The organism is Lysinibacillus sphaericus, assembly GCF_000600105.1.
Lineage (GTDB): Bacteria > Bacillota > Bacilli > Bacillales_A > Planococcaceae > Lysinibacillus > Lysinibacillus sphaericus.
Genome location: NZ_CP006837.1, coordinates 3,443,732 through 3,467,248 on the forward strand (window position 1 = coordinate 3,443,732; position 23,517 = coordinate 3,467,248).

Below are 23,517 nucleotides of genomic sequence, written 5' to 3' on the forward strand. Positions count from 1 at the left end.
TCAAAAGAGAAAAAGTGTTAGATTGATTGTCGTCAATCTAACACTTTTTTGCTGCGCCGTTATTGTCCACTTCAGCGGTACTTTCCGCTCAGCACAGTAAGCCGCAACCCTCGCTAACGCGCGGAATGCCCGCGTCTTACACTGTGTGCGTTCTGAGCAGAAGTCACCGCTTAGCTCCTAACAACTAGTACTATCTATTATATTTAGTATATTCTTTATTAACCCCTGCAAGGATTCCAGTATTACTTTATATAGCCTGATAACACTTTTGCATACGGTGAAGTAGACGGCAAGATAATCACCGTATCCTCACCAACTGTTTTCTTGTACGATTCTAACGTACGGTAGAGCGAATAAAATTCTGGGTCTTTAGAGAAGGAGCTATTGTAAATTTTCGCTGCCTCCGCTTCTCCTTCCGCTTGTATCAATGCTGCTTCTTTATTGGCTGTTGCTAGCATTTCTTGCACTTCTCTATCTGTTTGTGCTTCGATACGGCGTTTATCCGCATCACCTTCTGATAAATATAGTTGTGCAGTTGATTGTCGTTCTGAAACCATACGCGTAAATACAGACTGCTCATTTTCTGCTGGCAAATCCGTTCGACGGATACGTACATCTACTACTTCAATTCCGTATTTATCGTTTATCAATAATTCATTCACACGTGTTGTTACACGATCATTTAAACTACCTCGAGAGGAATTTTCATCATTAATGATTTCATCGTATTTAAGTTGACCAAGCTCTGTTCGAATGACAGAATAAATAAACTCCTCCATTCTAGATTCTGCCTTCGTCAGCGTACCCGCATTGGAGATTAGTGCTTTCGGGTCTGTAATGCGCCATACTGCATAATTATCAATAATGATACGTTTTTTGTCCTTTGTATTAATCTCTTCCTCTGAAATATTATAGGTCATTTGATTTTTGGGTAGCGTTGTTACACTTTGAATAAATGGTACTTTCATTTTAAGCCCTGGATCACGTTCAAATTTTACTACTTCCCCAAATTGTCGAACAACAGCATATTCAGATTCTTTTACGATATATACATTAGCAAAAAGAATACTGGCAATAGCAAAAACAACAGTTAATGTGACAACAAGAGAAATGTATTTTTTAGGATTCAACGGGCCCTTTTTTGACATCTTGATAACATTGTCTCCATCACTTGGAGCAGTATTTTTTGATTTCCCTGATAAAAAATTTAGAAATTTTTCAAGATCTTTATTTTTCTGGTCCATTAATTACCGCTCCCTTCTTTTTTATCTGTTGGTGCCTGCTGTTCTTTTGGCTCCTGTTGTACTGTTGGTTGTAATGCTTGTAATGGCAAATACTTCATCGTACTACCATCATCATTCATAATATAAATTTGTGCCTTCGGAAGAACATTTTCGAGCGTTTCTAAAATTAAACGTTCTCGCGTAATTTGTTGGTTACCTTTATATTGTTCATACATTTTATTAAAGACTGCAACATCCCCATGAGCTTGCTCAATACGAGCTGTTTTCGCACCATCTGCTTTTGAAATGATGGCATCTTTTTCACCCTTCGCTTCACTAATGCGTTGGTTTTTATATTTTTGCGCTTCATTCGTTTTTGTATTTTTCATCTCGCGTGCATCTGTTACTGCAGTAAATGCCGCACGTACTTCCGCATTCGGTAATTCTACATCCTGTAATTTGACACCTAATACGCCAATCCCAATATCATATTTATCTATAAGTGAAACAAGCAATTCTCTTGTTTCGGCTTCAATATCTGCTTTTCCATCTGTTAACGCAGCATCAATTGTTGAACTACCAATGATTGAGCGAATGGCGCTTGATGTAGCGCTATGTAATATTTCTTCTGGATTTTGTGCATTAAATAAGTATTTGCTAGGATCTGTAATTTTCCATTGCACTACAAGATCTGTTAAAACAATATATTCATCACCTGTAATCATTTTCGTTTCAGCATCATAAGCTTCCAATTCACCTTCTTTATTTTGCTTATAGCCAAACTGTAAACTAAATGTTTCTCTTGACAAAATCTCGACGGATTGTACAGGCCAAGGCAATTTAAAATGTAAACCTGGATTTGTTACCGTTTCATCAGCACGGCCAAACGTGATGACAACTGCTTGCTCCGATTCATCGACTGTGTACCATGAAGTAAATACAGCGATTAGTGCTACAATGCCGAAAATCCCAAGCCCTACCATCATTAGTGTCCTTTTCACACTCATGTCTGTTCCTCCCTTATGCTTAGTACTATTGTATACGGGATATTTCATAAAAAGATTCAAAATAATTTCATAAAGTAAAATTAGATAAATTGTTTGAGTGACTGGCACACATACAATTACAAAAAATATCCCGTCACCGTGAAGGTAACAGGATATTCATAACGAAATGTTCTAACACTGGGAAAAATGTAGCTGACAACACGATGCTTATTAGGGCAGCTACAATCATCGCTAAACTAGCAAAAGTACCTTCTAGTTCCCCTAATTCAAATGCTTTTGACGTACCCGTTCCATGCGCACCCATGCCAAGCATTAACCCTCTTGCAGATGGCTTTTGGAAACGACATATCCGCATCACGATTGGTGCAAGTAGGCTAGCTAAAATACCCGTTGTCATAACAAAAACCGCAGTAAGCGTAGGTGAACCACCTATCATATTGGAAATATCCATCGCAATAGGCGTTGTGACAGACCGTGGCACTAAGCTATGAACTAGCTCATCATTTAGCCCAACTACTAACGCTATAATAAAGGAAGAAGCGATTGCAACGGCTGATCCGATTGCAATGCTAAGGACAATTTCAAATGCATGTTTTTTTAATAGATCAAAATTTTTATAAATCGGTACAGCAAATGCAACGGTTGCAGGCCCTAATAAATTCGATAAAATATCAGCCCCTGCATTATAAGATTCATAGGATGTACCAGTTACTAGCAACAATAAAATAATAACTAACGGGCTAATCAAAATTGGTGTAAGCCATTCTTTACGAAACTTTTGATAGAGCGCTTTGCAAGCATAAAAAATCGCAATGGTCCCTAATAAACTGATGACAGCAATCACTATGTTCATGCAGCATCACCCTTCTTTCTCTCTAACCACTGCGCAGTATAACCTGTCACTAACATTACTACAAATGCACTTACTGAAATAACAAGTATTACTTTCACGCCTTGTATACCGAATAATGCATCATAATCAATGATACCTATCGCGGAAGGTATGAAAAATAATAACAATTCACTAAGTAATAACCCTGCGCCTAACTCAATCCATTCTAATTTAATAAGATGAAACTGTAACATTAAAAATAATAAAATAAGTCCAATTATACTACCGGGAATCGGCAAGTGAAGTAAACGAGCAATGCTATTCCCAATAAATAATATTATATAAAGATAGCCAATTTGCACGAAACTTTTGACGATTTTCATGGTCAACCTTCTCTCAATTTTTTATGCTACTATACTTTACACCTAAATCTACTACGTGTAAAACAGAAAAAATCTATCCCCAAAATAAATTTGGAAATAGATTCTTCTGTGGCGAAAGCTAAAGTAGCAACCATAAAAATCTTCATACAAGTTATCAAGATTTTTTCTTCATTATTTTCGTCTTCACAAAATAGGGGGTTTCTATAAAACAGTATAGCCCTCTATTTTGAATCTTACATATAATTATTGTAAAGAATTTGTTAATTTTTTAGGAATCATTACAATCATTTTTGTGCCAACCCCTACTTTACTTTCTACCTGGATTCGCCCATGATGTGCCTCCACTAAATGCTTAACAATGGCTAGCCCTAAACCGGTTCCACCCGAATTTCTACTACGTGCACGATCGACACGATAAAAACGTTCAAAGACACGTGCAATTTCATGCTTTTCAATCCCTATACCTTCATCTTCAATTTCAATAATTCCATACATATCATTTTCCTTCAAGCGAATCGTGACGGTTGTATCTTCAGGTGAATAGGTGATGGCGTTTGTGATTAAATTCGTTACAATTTGAATAACGCGATTTGCATCCCCCATTACTTCCACATCACGAGCAATATCCACATGAAAGCTCATATTTTTTTCATCGAGTCGTGGCCCTGTTAATTCTGCTCCACGTATCAGTACATCCTGCAAGCCCATAGGCATAATATTTACCGTGAAACCATGTTGCTCGATTTTAGATAACTCTAATAAATCTTGGATGAGCATTTGAAGACGATTGCTCTCTTTATGCATAATTTCTAAAAAAGACAGCAGCATCTTTTCATCCTTGTATGCACCATCAAGCAGTGTTTCAGAAAAGCCTTTAATGGATGTAATCGGCGTACGCAGTTCGTGTGATACATTGGCTACAAAGTCTTTCCGTATTTGCTCTAAGCGTACAAGCTCTGTTATATCATGCATAACAATGACAACGCCTAGCCAACGTCCGTGGTCGCCAATAACAGGAGCACCGTACACTTCTTTATTATATAACTCCTGCTGTACTTCCATTTTTATTTGTTGGCGATAGGGCATTTCTGTTAAAAATACATGGTCTATAAATTGCTCAAGCGTTTTCGGTAAGCCAATCGTACGAAAAACTTTTCCTTGTACATCCTCAAGTTGCATACCAAAGCGCTCTAAAAACACGCGATTGACGATTGAAATATTCCCCTCACGTCCAATCATCATAAGTGAGCTGCCCATGTTTTCAATTAACGTTTTTAGCCTTTCTTCTTCTACTTCACGAATCGTCGTAATATCCTGTAAATTACGCGCTAAAATATTGATGGAATGACTAAGAGGCATCATGCGTTCCTGCTCATTCTCGTGTGCACGAGCACGGTAATTTCCTTTTGCTAATTCAAGTGCCGTTTCGGTTACATTATCAATCGGTGCGGTGAAATTCACAATCATGTAACGACTTACAACGGCTATTAATAGCAGCGTAATCGTAAATAATATTGCTAAAACACCATACAGACGGGCACGCACGTATGACAAGAGCGAGTCCTTTATTTCGATTGTTTGAGATGCAACTAATGCTTTTTTATCTTCCTCAGATAAAGTAATTTGACGTTCCTCTAGTACTTTTTCGATTGCTTCTTGACTTGATGAGCTCGCCTGCTCTTTGTATTGTTCTACATAAACAGGAAAAAGCTGACCTATAACAATCATTAGGACAGCTAGAATCGTTCCGAGTGAGAGCATGAATGTCAAGAATAAGCGGTTACTCATTGATTTCATGAAGTTTTCGGCTCCTCAAATTTATAGCCAAGACCACGAATTGTTTTAATAAACATCGGTTTACGACTATTTTCTTCAATTTTATCGCGGAGGTGACTAATGTGTACATCTACAATACGAGTATCGCCTGCAAAATCATACTTCCAGACAGCACTTAAAAGCTGATCACGCGTTAAGACACGGTTTTTGTTTTCGAGTAAATAAATAAGCAACTCAAATTCTTTCGGTGTAAATTCCAGTGCTTCCTCTTGTAAAAATACTTCAAAACGCTCAGGAAATACGCGTAATTGTCCAAATTCGTACATTTTTTCTTGAGATGCATCCTTATCCTCAATCACAACATTTTGTGTAAAGCGTCTTAAAACCGCTTTAACACGTGCTAATACTTCACGTGGACTAAAAGGCTTTGTCATATAATCGTCAGCCCCTAATTCCAAACCAAGTACTTTATCGAATTCATCATCTTTTGCTGTTAACATAATAATCGGTGTATTCATTCGTTGTTGACGAATTTGCTTACAAACTTCCATACCATCTAACTTTGGAAGCATTAAGTCCAAAAGGATTAAATCGGGCTGAATTTCCATGGCTCTATTTAGCCCTTCTAAACCATCGGCTGCCGTCTCAACTAAATAGCCAGCCTGTTCTAAATTATATTTTAATAAGGTCGCAATAGAAAACTCATCTTCTACAACTAAAATTGTCTTTGTCATGTATATTGCCTCCGTTAGTGATTTGAAACCCCCATTTCAAATCTTAAGACGCTCGCTATAATGCCAGTGGTGGTGTCACCAGCAATGTACCTTCAATTACAAGCTGCTTTTGTTCATTATAGGAGAGCACAGATACAGTAATAGTATTCTGTACTTTGTTAACTGCTGTTACCTCTAAAAACGTATCAAATAATTCATAATGATAGAGTGGTCCTAAATACGTTAAATGTTGTTCGATAATACGCGCTCCTGGTCCAGGTATATACTTTGAGACAGCTGACGTAATTATGCCATTTAACATAATAGTTGGTACAATTGGCTTTTTAAAAGGCGTCATCGCTGCATATTCATGTTGAATATATAATGGATTACTATCATTTGTAAGTCCTAAATAAAGCAATAAATCCTTATCTTCTATTTTTTCAGTAATATGAATTTTCTCGCCAACTGTAATTTCATCAATAGTGAGACCAAGCTTACTGTTCTTTTGAAGCAAAGATACGCCAACCCCTTTTCTATCATACTACCTTCATAGTATCAATTTTATTCTAAAAGTACAACGAAAAGCAGAATAACCATTTTATAACTAGGCATAGTATAAAGTACAAAAGTGGCTTTTTTTAATATTTTTCTGCATAAAAAAAATCGAGTAAGAATGAATCTTACTCGATTTCATAAACTTTGATTAAGCTAAAACTTTCATAACTGCTTTGACAGCGTCAGCAGAATTATCTAATGCAGCTTTTTCTTCATCCGTTAATGCCAGTTCAAAGATTTTTTCAATACCGTTTGCACCAAGTAATGTTGGTACTCCTAAATAAATATCATTGTAACCATATTCACCTTCTAGGTAGGCGATAGATGGAAGTATACGCTTTTGATCTTTAATGATTGCTTCAGCCATTTCAACAAGTGCAGCTGCTGGAGCATAGTATGCGGAACCGTTACCAAGTAAGTTGACGATTTCTGCACCACCATTGCGCGTGCGATCTACAATTGCTGCTAAACGTTCTGGAGCGATTAAAGTTTCTAAAGGAATACCACCAGCAAAAGAATAACGAGTAAGTGGTACCATTGTATCACCATGACCACCTAATACAAAACCAGTAATGTCTTTTACAGAGATGTTTAGCTCTTCAGCTACAAAAGCACAGAATCGAGCGGTATCAAGTACACCTGATTGTCCGATTACACGGTTTTTTGGAAAGCCCGTTTCTTTAAATACTGTGTAAGTCATCGCATCAACAGGATTTGTCAATACGAGAATGGTTGCGTTTGGTGAATGAGCAGCGATTTCTTTTGAAACAGTTTTCATAACGCCTTGGTTGATTTGAACTAAGTCGTCACGGCTCATGCCAGGTTTACGTGCGACACCTGCAGTAATGATGACTACATCAGAATCAGCAGTATCTGCATAGTTAGAAGTACCTTTTACAAAAGAATCAAAACCTTGTATTGGCGCAGCTTCCCACATATCTAAAGCTTTACCCTTTGTTGGATTTTCAGCTTGTGGGATATCGACTAATACAACATCGCCAAGTTCTTTTTGTGCTGCTAAAAAAGCTGCAGTTGCGCCGGTGAATCCGCCACCGATTACTGAGATTTTTTTACGTTTCAAAGTCATTTGAATACGCTCCTTTTATTTTAGGATATATGCTAAAAAAGGGAGGAGAATAAATTCTCTCTCCCTCGATTAAACCAGGTACTAATATTACTGTAGCAAACCAATTTTACATGAAACAAACGTCTGTTGACACATTCCGGATTGTTACAGTGATCATTTTTACGCTATTTCGTAAAAATTATAGGTTTTTAATTAGTTCGTTAGCGAATTCTGAACATTTCACTTCTGTAGCGCCGTCCATTAAACGAGCGAAGTCATAAGTTACAACTTTTGAAGAGATTGTATTCTCTACAGATTTAGTGATTAGATCAGCCGCTTCTTGCCATCCTAAGTGTTCAAGCATTAATACACCTGAAAGTAATACTGAAGATGGGTTAACTTTATCTAAGCCAGCATATTTTGGAGCTGTACCGTGAGTAGCTTCAAAGATCGCGTGACCAGTTACGTAGTTAATGTTCGCGCCTGGAGCGATACCGATACCACCAACTTGAGCAGCTAATGCATCAGAAATATAGTCACCATTTAAGTTCATTGTAGCTACTACATCAAACTCAGTTGGACGAGTTAAAATTTGTTGTAAGAAGATATCAGCGATTGAATCTTTTACTAAGATTTTACCAGCTGCTAAAGCTTCAGCTTGTGCTTTGTTTGCTGCTTCTTCACCTTGGTCAGCTTTGATTGCATCATATTGGTTCCAAGTGAATGTTTGATCAGCAAATTCAGTTTCAGCTAATTCATAACCCCATTTTTTGAATCCACCTTCAGTGAATTTCATGATGTTTCCTTTGTGAACTAAAGTCACAGAAGGACGGTTATGTTTAATTGCATATTCGATAGCAGAACGTACTAAACGCTCAGTACCTTCTTTAGATACAGGTTTTACACCGATACCTGAAGTTTCTGGGAAACGGATTTGGTTAACACCAAATTCAGTTTGTAGGAAGTTGATGATTTTTTGAGCTTGTTCAGAGCCTGATTCGAATTCGATACCTGCGTAGATGTCTTCTGTGTTTTCGCGGAAGATAACCATATCAACGTCTTCTGGACGTTTAACTGGAGAAGGTACTCCGTCAAAGTGACGTACTGGACGTAAGCAAACATATAAATCAAGTTGTTGACGTAATGCTACGTTTAGAGAGCGGATACCACCACCGATTGGTGTAGTAAGAGGACCTTTGATTGCAATTAGGTATTCGTTAATTTTGTCTAAAGTATCTTGTGGTAACCATTCACCTGTTTGGTTGAATGCTTTTTCACCAGCTAAAACTTCTAACCATTCGATTTTCTTTTCGCCGTTATAAGCTTTTTCTACAGCTGCGTCAATTACGCGAGATGCTGCTGCCCAAATATCTGGACCGATTCCATCACCTTCGATGAATGGGATTACTGGGTTGTTTGGTACATTAAGTACGCCGTTTTCAACTACAATTTTGTTTGACATTGATGTTGCCTCCTAAATTCATAATCATAGGACTGTGTTATAGGTAACACAGTCCCAAATATTCTAGCATAAATTCCAAATTAGCGCTCGCTGATTGGAACATATTTTTGCATGCCTGGTCCAACATACTCTGCACGTGGACGGATTAGGCGGTTGTTAGCATATTGTTCAAGAATATGTGCTACCCAACCAGAAGTACGTGAAACTGCAAAAATTGGTGTGAATAAGTCATGATCGATACCTAAAGAATCGTACACTGATGCAGAGAAGAAGTCTACGTTAGCAGGTAATTTCTTTTGTTCAACGATCATGTCATGGATTTTAACTGACATTTGATAAAGTTCTGGTTTACCAGTTAGTTCAGTTAACTTTTGTGACATTACACGTAAGTGTGGTGCACGTGGGTCGCCTTTGCGGTATACGCGGTGACCGAAGCCCATGATTTTTTCTTTGTTGTCTAATTTATTTTGAATGTAAGATTCAACGTTTTCAAGTGAACCAATTTCAGTTAACATCTTCATAACTTGCTCATTTGCACCGCCATGAAGTGGTCCTTTTAATGCACCGATAGCTGCAGTTACGCCAGAATAAACATCTGATAATGTAGCTACACATACACGTGCTGTAAATGTAGAGGCATTTAATTCGTGGTCAGCATGTAATACTAATGCTTTATCGAACGCTTCTACTTCGATTGCTGCTGGCTCTTCGCCTTTTAACATATATAGGAAGTTTGCTGCATAGCTAAGCTCTGCTTTTGGTTGGATTGGCTCTAAGCCTTTACGTACACGTGCAAATGCAGTCACAACTGTTGCAATTTTAGCTTGTAGACGGATAGCTTTACGGTAGTTAGCTTCTGGATCCATCACATCCGCTTCTTCATCGAATACACCAAGTAAAGATACTGCCGTACGAAGTGCAGCCATTGGATGTACAGTTGAAAGTGGGTACGTTTTGAATTGGTCTACAATTGCTTGTGGAATAGACATGTTGTCTGCTAATTGTTGTTTTAACTCAGCAAGCTCGTCCGCTTTAGGTAAACGAGTGTGCCATAGTAGGTAAATAACCTCTTCAAATGATGCGTTGTCTGCTAAATCATCAATGTTGTAACCAACATATGTAAGTGTGTCATCGATAATTGAACTGATTTTAGATTCCGCTGCTACGATACCTTCTAAACCTTTTGTTGCTGACATAAATTATCGCTCCCTCATACTAATAATTTTTATTGTAAACGCTTTTTCAAACATAGCATTTACGTTTTTTGCTCACATGAACCATTAAGTAAATCGCTTACATTGCTATTATAATCATTTTTGACAGCTTTGTGAATGAAAATCCTTTAAATAAAGAAAAAGTCGGACGAGCGACTATATATGCGTACTAAAGAGGGTGTTTTGTATATTTTGACAATATTTTTTCATTTGAATCGGGGTGATTTTGTAAAAATGAGGAATATTAAATATTTTTCATACGAAAGAACTATTAATATTTTCTGGTTTATTTTCTATTTAGTAATTCTTTGGTTCGTATTACCTGTGTCTCTTGCTATATTTTTATCATTTACCACATATCCTATAATAAATTTTCTTCATAATTACTGTAAAATCGCTTATTGGATTGCTGCAATTATCGTTGAAATATTGATACTTTCTTGCATTGTTCTCCTCATTATTATATCAATAAACAGCATTATACTCATCTTTCCAGAAATACGAGACACACTCCAAAACTTCCCATTATTCACTGAATATGAATCCATTTTCATGCAGTTTTTACAGGAGAAATCGCTGTCTATTTTTGATTCAATCGTCGTTTATACAGCAAATTTATTTCAAATATTTATGAAGCACGTCATTGAAGTTTTTATCTTTCTTGTTGCATATTATTTTGCATTATTAGAAACAAGGAAATCTCGTTATTGGTTTTTCCAATATGTCCCGAAAAAATATAGACATGAATGGCAATCTCATTTTTCCAAAGTTATGCAACTGTTTCATTACTTTGTATTCGTGGAATTTCAGTTATTTACGATTACACTGCTCATTCTTTGTGCAGGCTTTATGATGTTCCAATTTGACCAAGCTATTACGAAAGCATTTATTGTTGCGTTTGCAGATGTACTACCTTTTTTCGGCATTGGTGTTTTTCTTGTCCCAATGAGCATTTACTTTTATTTTAATGGTAATACCTTTTTATGTGTTGCCATTTTACTATTGTATTTGTTTGTCCAACTTACAAGGCAGCTAGCTGAATCTATGCTTTGGTCGAATACACTGCAATTACGAACATTTCACACGTTTTTCATCAGTGCTGCCTCCATTTTATTATTCGGCTTTTATGGTATTTTACTAAGCCCATTATTTTTATTTTTAGCTGTTAAGCTGAAAGAAAAATCTATTTTTGAACAATGATAAATTGTCCTTTTTTCATTTTTTTACGCATCCAGTAAAATACGAGCGGTTGGAATAATTTTCGTGTTATTGGTAACAGCAATAACAACCCGATAACATCTGTTATAAAACCTGGTAGTGCTAAAAGTACACCGCCACTAAAATTCAACATGGCATCGACTAATGCAGGTCCCGGAGCTTCCCCTCGTGCTACCATATGTTTTACGTTTTTCACGGAATTAATACCTTTATTTTTCGCTATATAAATACCAATAATTGTCGTTGCGACAACAAGTAATAATGTATTGAAAACGCCAATATTTTGACCAATAACTATTAATAACGCCAGTTCGGCTAATGCATATACAACAAAACTAAGAAAAAATTTTTTCATATTTTTCTCCTTTCTATTGAAAAAGCTATACCTTCTATACGTTATTATAGCCCAATAAGTTTCATCTAAAAAACAAATACATGTAAATACTATTTTTCACTTGTTATGTAAAAGGCTCTAGTACGGTTCCCCCTACTAGAGCCTTGTTATTATTTATTAAAGTACACTTGCATGTCCTTTATAAATAACACCTGTTTCAGCATCCATTGTTATTTCCTGACCGTGACGAATTAATGTTGTTGCTTCTTTTACGCCGACGATTACAGGGATACCAAGGCTTAGCCCTACAACAGCAGCATGACTAGTCAGTCCGCCTTCCTCTGTAATAAGGCCGATGCAATTTTCAATCGCTGGCATCATATCGCGATCCGAACCTAATGTTACTAAAATGCAGCCATCTGTGTCATATGCTAATGCTTCTGCTGCATTTTTTGCTACAACTGTCTTACCGATTACTGATGCTTTGCCGATTCCTTGACCACGCGCCAGTAAATCACCAATAATGTGAACTTTCATTAAGTTTGTAGTACCTGCTTCACCAACAGGAACTCCAGCCGTAATAACAACTGCATCACCATGCGTAACATAGCCATGTTTTAAACTTTCGTCTACTGCCAGCTCTAAAATTTCGTCTGTCGTTGTAACACGTTGACATACTACCGGATAGACACCCCATACAAGCGTTAGTGTATTGGCTGTATTTGCAGAGCCCGTAACAGCAACAATTGGTACACCAGGACGATATTTTGCAATCATTCTCGCTGTATTTCCGCTTTCCGTTGGTGCCAATACCGCTTTTACGCCTAAGTTTATCGAAGTATAAGCTACTGCCTGAGAAATAGCCTCTGTCATATTCGCTTCTTTTTCACGACTACGTGTCGAAACGATTGCTTTATAATCCAATGAGTTTTCAGTGCGCTGTGCAATTTTATTCATCGTTTGTACAGATTCCACTGGGTAAATTCCTGCTGCTGTTTCACCAGATAGCATAATCGCATCCGTTCCATCAATAATGGCGTTCGCAACGTCACTTGCTTCAGCACGTGTTGGACGAGGATTACGTTGCATTGAGTCTAACATTTGAGTAGCTGTAATAACTGGTTTACCAACTTGGTTACATTTTAGAATTAATTTCTTTTGAACTAAAGGTACCTCTTCGGCTGGAATTTCTACACCAAGGTCACCACGTGCTACCATTAATCCATCTGATACTAAAATGATTTCGTCAATATTATCGACACCTTCTTGGTTCTCGATTTTCGGGATAATTTGAATATGACTACCACCATTTTGCTCAAGTAATTCACGAATTTCTAATACATCTTTCGCTCGACGAACGAATGAAGCGGCAATAAAATCGACACCTTGCTTAATACCAAATAATATATCTTGTGCATCTTTTTCAGTAATACCTGGTAATTGCACTGAAACGCCAGGGACGTTAACACCTTTTTTATTTTTTAAGACTCCAGCATTTTCTACGATTGTATGGATAAGCCCTTTTTCGGTGTCTGTTGCTAGCACACGTAATTGAATTAACCCATCATCCAATAAAATAATGGAGTTTTGTTCTACGTCTTCGATTAGTCGGTCATACGTAACAGAGAAGCTTGCCTCTGTTCCTTCTACTTCCGTCATCGAAATATCGATTACTTGTCCTGCTGTTAAATGCAGTTCTCCATTTTGCATATTATGTGTGCGAATTTCAGGTCCTTTTGTGTCGAGCAAAATCCCTACTGGTTTTCCTAACTTATCTGCAACTTCACGAATTAAATTAATGCGCACTTCATGTTCTTCATGTGAACCATGTGAAAAATTTAAGCGGGCTACATTCATACCTGCCTCAATTAGTTTTTCTAAAATTTCCGGTGACTCACTTGCTGGACCAATTGTACATACGATTTTTGTTTTTCTCATTTTCTGCCCACTCCGTTTTACGCCAAATTATATTGATAGTTCTTTCATTAAAGTATACAAGCTTACATCTGACTCATGATGCTTTTCAAAAGCTTCTGGCATATCATAGTCAATTACTGTATGGTTGCGTATGCCTACAGCTCGACCAGATTTACCTTCCATTAATAATTCTACTGCATGTGCACCAAATTGACTTGCGAGGACACGATCACGTGCCGTTGGAGAACCACCGCGTTGAATATGACCAAGAACTGAAACACGCGTCTCTTTCCCCGTCTTTTCTTTTAGTAGTTTTGCCAAATCGCTTCCTGACATTACACCCTCTGCTACAATAATGATACTATGCTTTTTCCCTCGTGCTTCACCACGCTCTAGACGCGATATGATGTCGTCTAAATCATAATCTTCCTCGGGAATTAAGACGGTTTCAGCACCTGCTGCAAGCCCTGCCCATAATGCGATATCACCGGCATCACGCCCCATAACTTCAACAATAAAAGAGTTTTCATGGGAAGTCGCCGTATCACGAATTTTATCGATTGATTCAACGACTGTATTAAGCGCAGTATCAAAGCCAATTGTATATTCTGTTCCAGGAACATCGTTATCAATCGTTCCAGGCACACCAACAACTGGGAACCCTTTTTTCACAAGGTCCATAGCACCTCGATAGGAACCATCACCCCCGATAACAACTAAACCTTCGATACCTGCTTCTCGCATTTTAGCAATACCTTGTTGTTGGACAGCATCTTCTTTAAATTCAGGGCAACGAGCTGAAAATAAATTCGTACCCCCTCTTTGAATGATGCCACCTACAGAGCCTAAATCAAGTAGCTCAAAAGATCCTTTAATTAAACCTTCATAGCCATGCTTAATGCCAACAACATCTAGTCCATGATAAGCTGCCTTACGAACGACTGCTCGAATGGCTGCGTTCATGCCAGGTGCATCTCCACCACTTGTTAATACGGCAATTTTTTTCATTGTCGAACAACCTCCTGCAGTGTTATCTAATATTATTCACATTAACACGAAAAAACAAACTATGTAAGGGTTCTGACGTTAGAAAAACATAACTTTTACATAAAAAATGAAAAGAATGCGCTTTCACACATTCTTCTCATCACAAAGCATCTAAAATTTAACATTTTTAAAAAATTCTTCGTTATAAATTAACGATTAGCTAGTCAGCGCTTTGTTATGTGTTTAGTCTACACTTCTGTATATTGTCCAATTTTTTTAAATTTTTCATAGCGGTCTTCAATTAGTTGCTCACCATTTAAAGAATTTAATGCTTTTAGTGTGTCACTAATACATTCCTTTATATACATAGCTTGCTTTGCTACATTGCGATGAGCACCGCCAGTGATTTCAGGAATAATCCCATCAATAACACCAAGCTCTTTTAAATCAGGTGCGGTAATGCGCATTGCCTCAGCCGCCTGCTTTGCAAGACTACCATCACGCCATAGAATTGAAGCCGCACCTTCTGGAGAAATAACCGAATAAGTAGAGTTCTCTAACATGAATACACGGTTTGCTACACCTAATGCTAAAGCACCGCCACTACCGCCTTCTCCTATAACAATGCTAATGACGGGTACTGATAACCCTGCCATTTCTACTAGATTACGAGCAATCGCTTCACTTTGACCACGTTCTTCTGCTGCTTTCCCTGGGTAAGCACCTTTTGTATCAATAAAACAAATGATTGGACGATTAAACTTTTCAGCTTGTTTCATTAAGCGTAACGCCTTACGATAACCTTCTGGATGTGGCATACCGAAATTACGGCGAATATTTTCTTTTGTGGACTTGCCACGTTGATGACCGATGATAGTGACAGGTTGTCCTTCAAAAAGAGCAATCCCACCAAGTATCGCGGCATCATCACCAAACGTACGATCACCATGTAGTTCAATAAAGTTTTCGCACATCGCTTCAATATATTGTAACGTTGTTGGTCGTTCTGGATGACGTGCCACTTGCACTCGATCCCACGGCTTCATATTGGCATAGATTGATTGCTCCAATTGCGTTAAACGTGTTTCCAGCTTTTCAATCTCACCAGTCATATCTACATCCGCATCGGCTGCAATCGTTTTTAATTCATCAATTTTTTCACGTAATTGTACTACTGGTTCTTCAAAGGCTAAATTTTTAGACATGTTGTACGCCACCCTTCGTATGCATTTTTACAAGCACAGCCACTTGTTTACGTAAATCTTTGCGATGGAAGATGGCATCTAGTTGACCATGTTCTAATAAAAATTCTGCTGTTTGGAAATCATTTGGTAGTTTTTCTCTTACTGTTTCTTCAATTACACGTCTACCAGCAAAGCCGATTAGTGCTTGAGGTTCCGCAATATTAATATCCCCCACTGAGGCAAAACTTGCAGAAACACCGCCTGTCGTTGGGTGCGTTAAAATCGAAATAAATAATAGCCCTTGATCGCTATGACGTTTTAACGCCACACTCGTTTTTGCCATTTGCATTAACGATAAAACACCTTCTTGCATTCGTGCGCCACCACTTGCAGTAAAAATAATAAATGGTACACGTAATGCTGTTGCTTTTTCAACAGCGCGTGTTATCTTTTCTCCAACAACAGAACCCATTGACCCCATACGGAAATGCGAATCCATAATGGCAACGACGATCTCTTCCCCATCCAGTGTGCCTAACCCTGTCAATACCGCTTCATTTAGGCCTGTTTTTTGTTGATCCGCATTAATTTTCTCTACATAGGCAGGGAAATTTAGTGGATTGCTTGTTTGTAAATGATCGTCCATCGAAACGAACGAACCTTCATCTAAAAAGTCTGCTACACGCTCCTGTGCCGTCATTTTAAAATGGTGACCACATTTCGTGCATACTTTGTGATGCTTCTCTAATTCTTTTGTTAACTGGATATGGCGGCATTCTGGACATTTTGTCATGAGTCCTTCTGGAAATGCCTTTTCTTGACCATCCTGTTTCTTTTTTCGATTTGCGCTAAATATGTCGCGTATTGCCATGTTTGACTCCCCCTTTGTTGTCTAAAAAGTTTGACCAGTACCCATCCACTGCTCGTAAGCTCGTAAAGCTTCTTTTTCATAACCAAGCTGCATCGATTTCAACATTGTTTGAAGGATAAGTTTTTCATCTTCCGTTGAGTTTCGATTTAAACGGTCACCGTCATAAGCTGCAAGTTGAAACCAGATTTTCAGCGAAAGCCGATTGCCTGATGTAATAATTATTTCTCGTAACACATCGCGACAATTGACTGTTCCTTCAATCTCCAGCTTCACAAAAAAACTGTCCCACACAGGTAGTGTACGAAGAATCTCTGTACAACTTATTACGCGAATTGCTTCCTTTTCATGAATTTGTCGCGTTAATTCGACATCTTTTTTTGATTTTTCATCTTCTAATATAAACATCGACAGTACTTCTACAAGCTGATGCTTATGTGTTGAGGCAAGGAATGTACCCCCACCATGGCGTGTCTCAATGAGTCCAAGTAACTCTAAACTGCGCAGTGCCTCCCTTACAGAGGATCGCCCAACACCTAACCTTTCTGATAATACACGTTCAGAAGGAAGCTTTTCTCCAGCTTGAATTTTTTCCATTCGAATCAGTTGACGCAATTGCTGAACGATTTCTAAAAACACTTTTTTTTGTTCGGTTTGTTTATCCATATGATTAACTCCCGTTATCAAAAGTGGTCTGACCACTTTTTAGCATTGACTATATCTTACAAAATAACTGATGAAAAGTAAAGAAAAAACTGCATATGATGCTATGCAGTTTCTAAATTCTTGTTTAATTTCATAATTTTTCAGTCGATTGTGCATGTTTTACTTTCACTTGTGGTTTCCCAAAACGTTTTTCCAACGTGCCTTCAATATAGAGTAACCCATCTTCCAGCAACATTTCCTGTACGAGTTGAAATACTTGAGGGAATAATGTCACAGATACTGTACCAAACTCATCTTGAAGTTGGACAAAAGCCATCTGCTCTCCTTTTTTCGTTCTGATTTTTTTTACTTCTTCAATCAGTCCAATCATTTTTACATACATTCCCTCACGTGCATGCTTCAGTTCTGCACATGTAATATTCACATCTGCCCAGTAATTTCTTACTTCTGAAACAGGATGAGCTGATATATAAAAGCCTAGACTTTCTTTTTCATGCTGGAGTTTTTCCTTCTGGGGCATCGCTTCTGCTTGCATATACTTTGGTTTCCCAAAAGTAAACGCAGTTGCCGTTTCTATATCTACATCTTCTGTTGGACGCAATAGTTCTGCATGCATTAGCGCCGCCTCTAAAGTAGCTACGAGCACCGCACGATCCTTACCTAGATAATCGAGCACACCTGCATAAACTAAAGTTTCCATTACTTTCGGTTTGAAATGTTGTGCACTTAAAGCGACTGCCAAATCAAATAAATTATGAAAAGCAGCTGGATTTGTTTTGCGTACTGCCATTACCTTCTCTATAAACGTGTGCGGCACACCTTTAACGCCGGATAAACTAAAGCGAATTCCATCCTTTTCAACTAAAAAGAATTTTGTACTGTGCAACAGCGAAGGTGGATAAAATGGAATTCCTTTATCTTTCGCTTCCGCTACAAGTTGCTGAATTTTTTCCGTATTTCCCGTTGCATTTGTTAATAAAGCAGCATAAAAACTTTGCGGATAATGTGCTTTTAAATACGCCATTTGATACGAGATGACACTATAGGCAACAGCATGACTTTTTGGGAAGCCATAGTCTGCAAAGCGGACAATTAGCGCATAGACATCTTCTGCAATATGTCGATCAAAACCTTGGTTCAATGCCCCATTGACAAAGGCGGCTTGTTGCTCGTCTAAAATATCACGATTTTTCTTACTCACCGCACGACGCAATAAATCCGCCTGCCCCATTGTAAAACCTGCCATCGTTGCAGCAATGTGCATGATTTGCTCCTGATAAACAATAACACCAAATGTTTCGCGTAAAATTGGTTCCAGCAACGGATGGGGCATCGTTACTTGTTCCTTGCCTGCTTTCCGTCTAGCGTACACAGGGATAAATTCCATCGGGCCTGGACGGTAAAGTGCATTGACAGCTACAATATCCAAAAAATGGGTTGGATGAATATCACGTAATGCTTGTTTCATCCCTTCCGACTCTAGCTGAAAAATACCAACTGTATCACCCTTTTGAAGCAACTGGAACGTCAGCTCGTCATGCATTGGAATAAGGTCAAATTCTATCCATGGCCCTCCAGTTTTATAAATAGACCAACGTACTTGCTCTAAAATTGTTAAATTGCGCAACCCTAAAAAGTCCATCTTTACAAGCCCACGCGCCTCTACATCCCCCATCGGCCACTGCGTAATATACACACCATCATGACCATCTTCTATTGGAATTGTATTCACTAAAGGTGTCGGTGCTAACACAACACCCGCTGCATGGGTAGAAGAATTTCTCGGCAAGCCTTCTAGTTTTAATGCCACTTCATACCAACGTTGATGGTATTCATTTTCCGCTAACCAAGTTTGAAAGTTTGGTGATTCTGCCACCGCTCTGTGCAATGTCATCCCTGGTTTATTGGGGATCATTTTCGATATTTTTTCCATCACTTCAGCCTCAAACCCAAAAACACGCGCCACATCTCTTGCTACTGCTTTCACAGACAAAGTACCAAAAGTAATAATTTGTGCAACATTAGCCTTGCCATATTTTTGCACGACGTATTGAATGACTTGATGTCGTTTACTGTCCACAAAGTCAATATCGATATCTGGCAGTGTAACACGCTCAGGATTTAAAAAGCGTTCAAATAATAAACCATAGGCGAGTGGGTCGACCTGTGTTATAGAGAGACTAAAAGCAACGAGTGAACTTGCGGAAGATCCACGACCTGGCCCAGTTAAAATACGCTGTTCTTTGGCAAAATGCATAAAATCTGCAACAATTAAAAAATAATCAGCATAGCCCATTGAACAGATGATTCCAAGCTCATATTGGAGTCGCTCTCGATATGCTACAGGTAGCTCAGCCACCTTCAAACGTGCAGCTAAGCCTAAAAATGCCTCTTTGACAAGCAAGTCTTCTGCTGTTTCTCCCTCTTGTACAGGGAATGTAGGCATTTGAACATGCGTTTCTGGAATTTTTGCAACACAGCTAGCAAGCATGCTGGCACTTGCTTCAAGCCATTCTAAACGATCTCCAAACCAACCTTTCCACTGTTCCTCTGTTGGTACAAAATAGTGTTCTAAATGCGCTGTTAGCATCGTGTTTTGAAGCTTTTCCCCTGTATCGATTGCTCTAGCCACTTCATAAGCAAAATGGTCTTCTGGTCGTAAAAAATAGCAACGTTGCGTGGCTACAATGGCAATATTTTCGGCTTCACACCACTGCGTAATCATCGCTTCATTGTCTGCTCTTATTCCTCCTGGTCTTGCGATCCCTACATATAGACGTTTTCCAAACACTTGCTGTAGCGCACTTGTCATTGCTTGCCACTCTGCTCTATCGGCTATTTCAACCGTCGACAGTAGCGCTATACATCCTGCCGCATAGCCTTCAAGCCATTTCCAAGGCAATACCTCGTCTTGTCGAATAGAAACAGCACTACTAATCTTTAGTAGATGCTGATAACCTTCCTGTGTTTGCGCATACAGCACAAGCGGAATTGTTTTTTCATCCCACTGGACCTTTATTGTAAGCCCTATTACCGCATGAATATTTGCTTGCTGCATCGCTTGACAAAAAGGCAAAAGCCCGTACAATTTCGAATTGACAATTGCACAGGCCTGCGTATTTTGCTCTTGTAAAAAAGGGATCAATTGTTCAAGCCGAATCGTGCTTTGCAATAAATCCGCGCTCGTATGCATTTGTGTATATACATGTGTCAAAAGAATCCCCGCCTTTCAATTATGAATGATATGATTGACAAATTTCTTGTAAACGTGCAGTGACACGCTCTGCTTCTTGCCATGAATAGGCAGTTGCCCCTGAAGCAAGAGGATGTCCCCCACCATTAAATTCTTTTGCTAATGTGTTAATAATCGGACCTTTAGAACGGAGACGAACTCGAATTTGGTCTTCTTCTTCTATGAAAATAACCCAAGCACAAATTCCCTTTACACTGCCTAAACAACCGACTAATAAAGATGCCTCTGATGGCACAACGTTAAATTCTGCAAGTAATTCCTTAGTCAGTTTAACATACGCCGCTCCATGTTCATCCATTATGAAGTTTTGATAAATATAACCTTGTAAAGTTAACAGTTTTTGTTCCATTTCATACATCCCATCGAAAATTTGATTTCGATCAAAATGATATGTAATGAGCTCTGCTGCCACTCTAAATGTTTTTACGGTTGTACTTGGGAATTGGAAACGCCCTGTATCTCCTACAATTCCAGCAAATAATAATCTAGCAGAGGCATCCGATAGTTGCCAATCCAATGTTTCTTTACCTGTTTCAAAAAGCTCGTAAATCATTTCACTGCACGAACTTGCTGTTGTATCTACCCACAATAAATCTCCGTATTGGTCATCATTCGGATGATGATCAATTTTTACAACCATCTTACCTTTTGTATAGCGTTGATCGTCAATACGCTCCGTATTCGCTGTATCTGTCACAATAACTAAAGCATTTTCATAAACAGCATCCGCAATTTGATCGGGCTCTGCTAAAAACGACAAAGACGTATCGTGCTGGCCTACAGCGTACACTTTTTTATCAGGATAATTGGCTAAAATCAATTCTTTTAACCCTAATTGTGATCCGTACGCATCCGGATCCGGACGCACATGGCGATGTATAACGATTGTCTCATATGCAGCAATTGTGTCGATGATTTGTCTTTTCAAAATGATTTCCCCCAAAATGATAGTAATAACCGTTAGCATTTTTCTTCAATAATCGTTACAATAATGTCTAGTTATGCTAGGAGGTTTACTATGCTCAATTTAATTTTTGTCTTCGCAATTATCATATCATTTGTCTTTTATTTTTATTTTAAAACAAAACAGTTCCGTTCTCCATTACCTATTGCTAAAAATTGGTACAAAAGTAAGGCGAATATAGGCTTCGGTTCCTTTATTCTTGCATTTTCTTTAAATCAAGCTTACTTATTCCCTGGAATGTTTACATTTATCATTGTAGCAATTCTTGTGATATTAGGCATCTTTGTTATTGTAGAAAATATTAAAAAAGCTCGCCACTATGGTCAATTTGTGGATGAAGAATATCGTATCAACCGATAATTTCTAATTGCAGGGCACATATCATTGAACATAACGATTAAAGGGATGACCTAGTATTTGCACTAGGCCATCCCTTTTTGTGTACTTAACGCTCCAATAGCTGGAACATCATCATTGCCTTACCGACAAGCATTTGCTCATTAAATACTTCGAAGTCCATCTTAACAAACTTCCGACTCATATCTAAAATGCGGGGCTTAACAGTAAGTGTGCTCTCCATTTGAACAGGCTTAATGAAATAAATCGTCATGTTTTCTGCCACTGCATCGCCACGTTTTCGACGCTTTAATGCAAATGACCCAACTTCGGCTAGTAAAGTTGTAAATGCTCCGTAAGAAATAGCCCCATATTGGTTTGTCATTTGCGGTGTCACTTTAAACTCAACGATTAAATCTTCATCGCCTAGCACTTTCATCTCATTCTTTACTAAATCATCAATTGTTTCACCGTGCTGAGGCTGTCTTTGTGCAAGTTGCAATGCTTTCAGCACATCTTGACGACTAATTACACCTTGTAGAACATTATCGTCATTGACAATTGGTAGTAAATCGATTCCTTCCCAAATCATGCGGTGCCCTGCAGACGCGACGCTCATTTTCATTGAACCAGCGATTGGATTTTTCGTCATAACCTTTTCAATCAGCTCGTCTTCTTCCCTACCAATAACGTCTTTAACAGTGATCATTCCGACCAATTTATTGTTGGCAGTTACTACTGGGAATGCACCATGTGTTGTACGCTCATTCAACTTGTGGAAATGATGAATCGTTTCATCATTGCGTAACACAGATGTCTCAACCATTGGTACATAGATATCCTCAATAAATAAAATATCTTTTTTAATTAACTGGTCATAAATAGCACGGTTAATCATCGTGGCAACGGTAAAAGTATCGTAGCTAGTAGAAATAATCGGTAAATCCAGTGCATCGGCAAGTTGCTTATTGTCATCTGTTGTGTCAAAGCCACCGGTAATTAATACAGCAGCACCTGCACGTAGCGCATTTTCGTGCGCTTTTATACGGTTTCCGACGATAAGTAAGCTACCAGCATCTGTATAACGCATCATATCTTCTAATTGCATCGCACCTATTACAAATTTTGTTAATGTTTTATGTAGACCTGTTTTACCACCTAATACTTGGCCATCTACAATATTAACAATTTCGGCAAATGTTAACCGTTCGATGTTTTCTTTCTTTTTCTTTTCAATACGAATTGTTCCGACACGCTCAATAGAACTTACTAATCGACGATTTTCCGCTTCTTTTATAGCGCGGTAAGCCGTTCCCTCACTAACTTGCATTTCTTTTGCAATTTGTCGTACTGAAATTTTATCGCCCACGGGTAGTGACTCGATGTATTGTAAAATCTTCTCATGTTTTGTTGACAAAATATCACCTATTTCTCAAGCAATGAATTCTGTTCTTAGTGTACCATATTTTTTGCAAAAATATTGAGTATAAAGGTGTAAAATGTTTAACGTTTCCTATTATTTCAACTACGCACGTGGTGTCAATTATTATAGTACA

Annotated in this window: 21 protein-coding genes; 2 read left to right on the forward strand and 19 right to left on the reverse strand. The window is 38.3% G+C overall.

Going from position 1 to position 23,517, the window contains the following annotated elements:
• Positions 1–242: 242 nt before the first annotated feature.
• The 10 genes from hflC to citZ all read right to left on the reverse strand — a co-directional run bounded on the left by hflC (position 243) and on the right by citZ (position 10,216).
• The gene (hflC, locus tag T479_RS16665) at positions 243–1,244 is read right to left on the reverse strand and encodes a protease modulator HflC (RefSeq protein ID WP_025220301.1); all 1,002 of its coding nucleotides are present in this window, start codon (positions 1,242–1,244) and stop codon (positions 243–245) included.
• Positions 1,244–2,230: an FtsH protease activity modulator HflK gene (hflK, locus tag T479_RS16670; protein WP_025220302.1), complete on the reverse strand. Its 987-nt coding sequence runs from the start codon at positions 2,228–2,230 to the stop codon at positions 1,244–1,246. The genes hflC and hflK overlap by 1 nt, the downstream gene beginning before the upstream one ends.
• Before the next feature lie 133 nt (positions 2,231–2,363).
• A complete protein-coding gene (locus T479_RS16675; protein ID WP_024363813.1) occupies positions 2,364–3,083 on the reverse strand; it encodes an LrgB family protein in 720 nt (239 codons plus the stop codon).
• Positions 3,080–3,445, reverse strand: coding sequence for a CidA/LrgA family holin-like protein (locus T479_RS16680; protein ID WP_024363812.1), 366 nt, complete (start codon positions 3,443–3,445; stop codon positions 3,080–3,082). Before T479_RS16680 ends, T479_RS16675 begins: the two co-directional genes overlap by 4 nt.
• A gap of 243 nt (positions 3,446–3,688) precedes the next feature.
• Entirely contained in the window at positions 3,689–5,242 is a 1,554-nt protein-coding gene (pnpS, locus tag T479_RS16685; protein WP_025220303.1) for a two-component system histidine kinase PnpS, read from the reverse strand.
• Positions 5,239–5,955 carry a response regulator transcription factor gene (locus T479_RS16690; protein WP_024363810.1) on the reverse strand — a complete coding sequence of 239 codons (717 nt, stop codon included), beginning with the start codon at positions 5,953–5,955 and terminating at the stop codon, positions 5,239–5,241. The genes pnpS and T479_RS16690 overlap by 4 nt, the downstream gene beginning before the upstream one ends.
• 55 nt (positions 5,956–6,010) lie before the next feature.
• Complete coding sequence (locus T479_RS16695) at positions 6,011–6,451, reverse strand: MaoC/PaaZ C-terminal domain-containing protein (RefSeq protein ID WP_024363809.1); 441 nt, start codon at positions 6,449–6,451, stop codon at positions 6,011–6,013.
• A 189-nt stretch (positions 6,452–6,640) separates the two neighbouring features.
• A complete protein-coding gene (gene mdh, locus T479_RS16700; RefSeq protein ID WP_024363808.1) occupies positions 6,641–7,579 on the reverse strand; it encodes a malate dehydrogenase in 939 nt (312 codons plus the stop codon).
• Positions 7,580–7,757: 178 nt separating this feature from the next.
• Entirely contained in the window at positions 7,758–9,020 is a 1,263-nt protein-coding gene (gene icd / locus T479_RS16705; protein WP_024363807.1) for an NADP-dependent isocitrate dehydrogenase, read from the reverse strand.
• A gap of 80 nt (positions 9,021–9,100) precedes the next feature.
• A complete protein-coding gene (gene citZ / locus T479_RS16710; protein WP_024363806.1) occupies positions 9,101–10,216 on the reverse strand; it encodes a citrate synthase in 1,116 nt (371 codons plus the stop codon).
• 252 nt (positions 10,217–10,468) lie between these two features.
• Between citZ and T479_RS16715 the strand changes: the two genes are divergently transcribed.
• Positions 10,469–11,434, forward strand: a complete 966-nt coding sequence (locus T479_RS16715; protein ID WP_227665370.1) for an AI-2E family transporter — start codon at positions 10,469–10,471, stop codon at positions 11,432–11,434.
• Here the strand turns inward: T479_RS16715 and T479_RS16720 are convergent.
• The 8 genes from T479_RS16720 to T479_RS16755 all read right to left on the reverse strand — a co-directional run bounded on the left by T479_RS16720 (position 11,418) and on the right by T479_RS16755 (position 21,589).
• Entirely contained in the window at positions 11,418–11,807 is a 390-nt protein-coding gene (locus tag T479_RS16720; RefSeq protein WP_024363804.1) for an FxsA family protein, read from the reverse strand. The genes T479_RS16715 and T479_RS16720 overlap by 17 nt on opposite strands.
• A gap of 156 nt (positions 11,808–11,963) precedes the next feature.
• Positions 11,964–13,724: a pyruvate kinase gene (gene pyk, locus T479_RS16725; protein WP_024363803.1), complete on the reverse strand. Its 1,761-nt coding sequence runs from the start codon at positions 13,722–13,724 to the stop codon at positions 11,964–11,966.
• A 27-nt stretch (positions 13,725–13,751) separates the two neighbouring features.
• On the reverse strand, positions 13,752–14,711 hold the full coding sequence (gene pfkA, locus T479_RS16730; RefSeq protein WP_024363802.1) for a 6-phosphofructokinase: 960 nt from the start codon (positions 14,709–14,711) through the stop codon (positions 13,752–13,754).
• Between the two features lie 227 nt (positions 14,712–14,938).
• Positions 14,939–15,895, reverse strand: coding sequence for an acetyl-CoA carboxylase carboxyltransferase subunit alpha (locus T479_RS16735; protein WP_024363801.1), 957 nt, complete (start codon positions 15,893–15,895; stop codon positions 14,939–14,941).
• Positions 15,888–16,745, reverse strand: a complete 858-nt coding sequence (gene accD / locus T479_RS16740) for an acetyl-CoA carboxylase, carboxyltransferase subunit beta (protein ID WP_024363800.1) — start codon at positions 16,743–16,745, stop codon at positions 15,888–15,890. The genes T479_RS16735 and accD overlap by 8 nt, the downstream gene beginning before the upstream one ends.
• Before the next feature lie 21 nt (positions 16,746–16,766).
• Positions 16,767–17,408, reverse strand: coding sequence for a FadR/GntR family transcriptional regulator (locus T479_RS16745; protein WP_025220305.1), 642 nt, complete (start codon positions 17,406–17,408; stop codon positions 16,767–16,769).
• Between the two features lie 130 nt (positions 17,409–17,538).
• A complete protein-coding gene (dnaE, locus tag T479_RS16750; RefSeq protein WP_025220306.1) occupies positions 17,539–20,622 on the reverse strand; it encodes a DNA polymerase III subunit alpha in 3,084 nt (1,027 codons plus the stop codon).
• Positions 20,623–20,641: 19 nt separating this feature from the next.
• On the reverse strand, positions 20,642–21,589 hold the full coding sequence (locus tag T479_RS16755; protein ID WP_025220307.1) for a DHH family phosphoesterase: 948 nt from the start codon (positions 21,587–21,589) through the stop codon (positions 20,642–20,644).
• 90 nt (positions 21,590–21,679) lie between these two features.
• Between T479_RS16755 and T479_RS16760 the strand changes: the two genes are divergently transcribed.
• Entirely contained in the window at positions 21,680–21,985 is a 306-nt protein-coding gene (locus T479_RS16760; protein ID WP_024363796.1) for a YtpI family protein, read from the forward strand.
• Between the two features lie 85 nt (positions 21,986–22,070).
• On the opposite strand, the gene T479_RS16765 is transcribed toward T479_RS16760, so the two are convergent.
• Positions 22,071–23,378 (reverse strand): DRTGG domain-containing protein, encoded by a 1,308-nt coding sequence (locus tag T479_RS16765; protein ID WP_024363795.1) that lies wholly within the window; start codon positions 23,376–23,378, stop codon positions 22,071–22,073.
• Positions 23,379–23,517: the final 139 nt, after the last annotated feature.